At 69.1% G+C, this 4,615-nt stretch carries 6 protein-coding genes; 4 read left to right on the forward strand and 2 right to left on the reverse strand.

All coding sequences use genetic code 11. The annotated features are described in order from the left end of the window. Nucleotides 1–30 precede the first annotated feature (30 nt). On the forward strand, nt 31–669 hold the full coding sequence (locus AX690_RS02545) for a glycine betaine ABC transporter substrate-binding protein (protein WP_255357046.1): 639 nt from the start codon (nt 31–33) through the stop codon (nt 667–669). Here the strand turns inward: AX690_RS02545 and hutH are convergent. Beyond that, nucleotides 666–2,204, reverse strand: a complete 1,539-nt coding sequence (gene hutH, locus AX690_RS02550) for a histidine ammonia-lyase (protein WP_082769458.1) — start codon at nt 2,202–2,204, stop codon at nt 666–668. The genes AX690_RS02545 and hutH overlap by 4 nt on opposite strands. 122 nt (nt 2,205–2,326) lie before the next feature. On the opposite strand from hutH, the gene hutC reads away from it, so the two are divergent. Continuing rightward, entirely contained in the window at nt 2,327–3,022 is a 696-nt protein-coding gene (hutC, locus tag AX690_RS02555) for a histidine utilization repressor (RefSeq protein ID WP_066687338.1), read from the forward strand. 43 nt (nt 3,023–3,065) lie between these two features. Then, a complete protein-coding gene (locus AX690_RS02560) occupies nt 3,066–3,605 on the forward strand; it encodes a DUF1993 family protein (RefSeq protein ID WP_066687322.1) in 540 nt (179 codons plus the stop codon). Between the two features lie 12 nt (nt 3,606–3,617). Here AX690_RS02560 and AX690_RS02565 read toward each other — a convergent pair whose 3' ends face one another. Next, nucleotides 3,618–4,031, reverse strand: coding sequence for a GFA family protein (locus tag AX690_RS02565; RefSeq protein ID WP_066687325.1), 414 nt, complete (start codon nt 4,029–4,031; stop codon nt 3,618–3,620). Nucleotides 4,032–4,275: 244 nt separating this feature from the next. Between AX690_RS02565 and AX690_RS02570 the strand changes: the two genes are divergently transcribed. Beyond that, entirely contained in the window at nt 4,276–4,548 is a 273-nt protein-coding gene (locus AX690_RS02570) for a hypothetical protein (RefSeq protein WP_066730235.1), read from the forward strand. Nucleotides 4,549–4,615 lie beyond the last annotated feature (67 nt).

A 4,615-nucleotide genomic window follows, 5' to 3' on the forward strand; every position in this document is an offset into this window, starting at 1 on the left:
AGATGTGTATAAGAGACAGCCGCCGGTGAGATCGACGCCTATGTCGACTATTCCGGCACGCTTTGGGCCAATGTGCTGAACCGCCAGGACAACCCCGGCCGCCAGGCGGTGCTGGACGGCCTGCGGACCGAGTTGAAGGCCCGCGACGGCGTCCTCCTGCTGGCTCCGCTGGGCTTCGAGAACGCCTACGCCCTGGCCATGCGCCGCGACCGCGCCGAGCAGTTGGGCATCCGGTCCCTGGCCGATCTCGCGGTCCATGCGTCGGATCTGACCATGGGCGGCGACCTGGAGTTCTTCTCGCGACCGGAGTGGGCGGCGGTGGAGAAAGCCTACGGCCTTCGGTTCAGGGCCAAGCGTCAGTTCCAGCCGACCTTCATGTACCGGGCCTTGGCGAGCCGCGAGGCGGACGTGATCTCGGCCTTCTCGTCGGACGGGCGGATCGCCGCTGACGACCTGGTGCTGCTGACCGACCCGAAGGGCGCGCTGCCGCCCTACGACGCCGTGATCCTGGTCGCCCCGAAGCGGGCGGGGGATCGGCGCCTTCTCGACGTCCTGCGGCCGTTGAGCGGCGCGATCAGCCTCCGGACGATGCAGGCGGCCAACTACGCCGTCGACCGCGACACGGACAAGAAGAGCCCGGCCGAGGCGGCTGCGATGCTGACGCGCTAAGCGACGCCCGGCAGACCACCCGCCGCCGCGATCACCGCGCCGGACCGCACCAGCGCGTTGGCCGCCTCGAGATCGGGGTGGAAATGGCGGTCGTCGGTGAGGTGCGGAACCTTGTCGCGCGTCAGGGCGCGGACAGCCTCCAGCACCTCGCTGGATCGCAACGGCGCGTGGAAGTCGCAGCCTTGGGCGGCCGCCAGCAGCTCGATCCCCAGCACCGCATCGGCGTTCTCGACCATGCCCAGCAATCGCCGGGCGCCGTGGGCGGCCATCGAGACGTGGTCCTCCTGGTTGGCCGAGGTCGGGATCGAGTCGACGCTGGCCGGATAGGCCTTCTGCTTGTTCTCCGAGACCAGGGCGGCGGCGGTCACCTGCGGGATCATGAAGCCTGAGTTCAGGCCCGGCTTCGGAGTCAGGAAGGCGGGCAGGCCGGACAGCGCCGGATCGACCAGCATGGCGATCCGGCGTTCGGCGATCGAGCCGATCTCGCAGACGGCCAGGGCGATCATGTCGGCGGCGAAGGCCACCGGCTCGGCGTGGAAGTTGCCGCCGGAGAGGGCCTCGTCGGCTTCCGGGAAGATCAGCGGATTGTCCGAGACGCCATTGGCCTCGGTGGCGAGGGTGGCGGCGGCCTGGCGCAGCACGTCCAGAGCCGCGCCCATCACCTGGGGCTGGCAGCGCAGGCAGTAGGGGTCCTGGACCCGCTCGTCCTCCTTCAGGTGCGAGGCGCGAATGGCCGAGCCGGCCATCAAGGCGCGCAGGGCGGCGGCGGTCTCGATCTGGCCCGCGTGGCGGCGCAGCTGGTGGATGCGCGGGTCGAACGGCGTGTCCGAGCCCTTGGCGGCCTCGGTCGACAGGGCGCCGGTGACCAGGGCGGTCTGGAACAGGCGCTCGGCCTCGAACAGACCGGCCAGGGCGTTGGCGGTCGAGAACTGGGTGCCGTTCAGCAGGGCCAGGCCTTCCTTGGGGCCGAGCGTCAGCGGCGACAGGCCCGCCGCGCGCAGCGCCTCGGCGGCCGGGACGCGAGCCTCGCCGACAAAGATCTCGCCGACCCCGATCATGGTCGCGGCCATGTGCGACAGCGGCGCCAGATCGCCAGACGCCCCGACCGAGCCCTGGCACGGGACGACCGGCGTCAGGCCCTGGATCAGCATCGCTTCCAGCAGGCGCACGGTCTCGACCCGCACGCCCGAGGCGCCCTGGGCCAGGCTGGCCAGCTTCAGGGCCATCATCAGGCGGATCACCGGAACGGGCGAAGGCGCGCCGACGCCAGCGGCGTGGGACAGGACGATGTTGCGCTGAAGAGTGGCTAGGTCCTCGTCGCCGATGCGGACGCTGGCCAGCTTCCCGAAGCCCGTATTGATCCCGTAGATCGGCTCGCCCTTGGCCAGGATGCGCTCGACCGCTGCGGCGCTGGCGGCGATCACCGGCCCGGCGCTTTCCGCCAGGCGGGCGCCCGCGCCGCGATAGATCGCTTTCCAGTCGGCGAGGGGAACATCGCCGGGGATCAGAACAAGCTCGGTCACGCGGGGCTCCAGGGGCGTCTCGGGTCGGTTCTTTGCTCCGTCCCCGAATATGTATAGGCATATTTGCGAACGATGAGGCTTGTCCAGTGACTGACGCGGGAATTCAAGCGGTTTCGGGAGTGACCGACGCGCCGATGCACCAGCGCATCCGCGCCGAGATCGAGGGCCGCATCCGCTCCGGCGCTTGGCCGCCGGGCCATCGCGTGCCCTTCGAGACCGAGCTGATGAGCCAGTACGGCTGCGCCCGCATGACCGTCAGCAAGGCCATGACCGCTCTGGCCGAGGCGGGCCTGATCGTGCGTCGTAAGCGGGCCGGCTCGTTCGTGGCCCGCCCCAAGGTGCATGCGCCCGTCCTGAACATCCCCGATATCCAGGCCGAGGTCGAAGCGCGGGGCGAGATCTACGCCTTCCGGCTTCTGGCGCGGGCGGTGCGCGGCGCAGATGGCGCGTCGCCCGACGAGGTGGCGCTGGCCGCCGGCGACAAGCTGCTGGCGCTGGAAGGCGTCCACGACGCCGGCGGGCGGCCTTTCGCCCTGGAGCGCCGGCTGGTGTCGCTGAAGGCCGCGCCGGAGATCGAGGCGGCCGACTTCGCCGCGATCACGCCCGGCGCCTGGCTGCTGGAGCACGTCGCCTGGAGCGAGGCCGAAAGCCGGATCAGCGCGGTGAACGCCGACGCCGAGGACGCCCGCCTGCTGGCCCTCGACGAGGGCGCGGCCTGCCTGGTCGTCGACCGCCGCACCTGGCGGGAAGGGCGGGGCGTGACCCGCGTGCGCCAGATTTTTCCCGGCGAGGCCTACGACCTGGTGGCGCGGTTCGGACCGGGCGCCTAAGTCCTCTGGGCGCGCGCGACCGGCGCCGCTTGGAGAAGACGCCATGGATCCGTACGCGATCGCCGTTCCGACCTATCTTCAGATGATCAAGGGCCTATCGGCTCAGCTGGCCAAGGCCGAGGCCTTCGCGGCCGAAAGCGGTCTTTCGGCCGAGGCCTTGATCGGCGCGCGCCTGGCGCCGGACATGTTTCCCCTGTCGACGCAGGTGCGGTTCGTCTGCACCCAGGCCAGCGATCTTCTGCGCCATCTGACGGGCGCGGACTCCTTCGCGCCGGCCGAGGATGCGACTAGTTTCGAGGGGCTGCGAGCCCAACTCGCCGACGCCGTGGCGCGCCTGGAGGCGACGCCGGCCTCGGCCTTCGACGGCGCCGCCGAAAAGATGATCGAGCTGAAGCTGCCCAACGGGATCGTCTTCGACATGACCGGCGAGCAGTTCGTGCGCGACTGGGCCCTGGCGCAGTTCTATTTCCACGCGACCACCGCCTATGCGATCCTGCGCCATAAGGGCGTTCCGCTGGGCAAGCCCGACTGGGTCAGCCACATGTTCCCCTATATCCGACCAGGCACCCTGCCGGGCGGCTAGTCGATCGGCGCGCTACTCCGGCATCGCCGCGTAGCGCGTCACGCCCTCGGGCGGGACCACCCAGTCCGGACGATCGCGATCGAACAGCAGCATGGTCGGCTTGAACAGGCGGGAGTCGTCCAGGCTGCCGGCATAGATTGTGTGGCTGTCGTGGAGGCCGTGCTCTCCGCCAAAGACCAGGCCGCCACAGGTCGGGCACGAATTACGCGTAGCCTCTCCGCCCCGGAAGGCGCGACTGCGGTACTGTCGCGCGGGGCCCGTGATCGTCAGCGCCGAGGCGGGAAAGCCCATGAACGGAATGAAGCCCGAGCCCGAAGCCTTGCGGCAGTCGGCGCAGCAGCACAGGCCCATATAGTCGGGCGCGCGATCGGCCTCCCAGCGCAGCGCGCCGCACAGACATCCGCCCTTGAAGGTGTTGGTCGTCATGCCGCCAGTACAACCTCGCGGACGGGGCGGGTCAAACCCTTGAGAGAAAAGACTTTACGGATCCACGCTGGGTGCGATGGGGGCAACTTGTCGCAGCAAATATCCATAAATAATGACTGGCGAATTTACTCCATCGCGGCCAGCTGTGGCAATTCGCCTCGCATGTAAACGTTCGTTTTCATTGGGAGCTTCTGGCGACGCGCGGCAATATATTCAGGTGGCCGTTGCGACAAGGAGTGTCGAAATGGAAATGCCTGACCAACCTTCTCTGTTGCAGATCCAGACGGGTCTGTTCGCGGCCCTCGTCGGCGTGCTGTCCGCCAAGGGCGCGGCGTCGCGACAGGAATTCGCCGAGGCGATGGATGTTCTGGCGCGCCACGAGCAGGACAGCCGGATCGCCGACTACTTCCACATGCTGGGCGAGGAACTGCGGGGCTCAAGTCCGGCGGCGACGCGGCCGCTGCTGAAGCTGGTGGCAGGCGGGCTGGACAACGAGCGTCCGCCGATCTCGGCCTGAGCCTGAGCGTTTGTCCTGGTGGCGGGGGGCGGGATCGAACCGCCGACCTGTGGGTTATGAATCCACC

Source organism: Caulobacter sp. CCH9-E1, assembly GCF_001556515.1.
GTDB lineage: Bacteria > Pseudomonadota > Alphaproteobacteria > Caulobacterales > Caulobacteraceae > Caulobacter.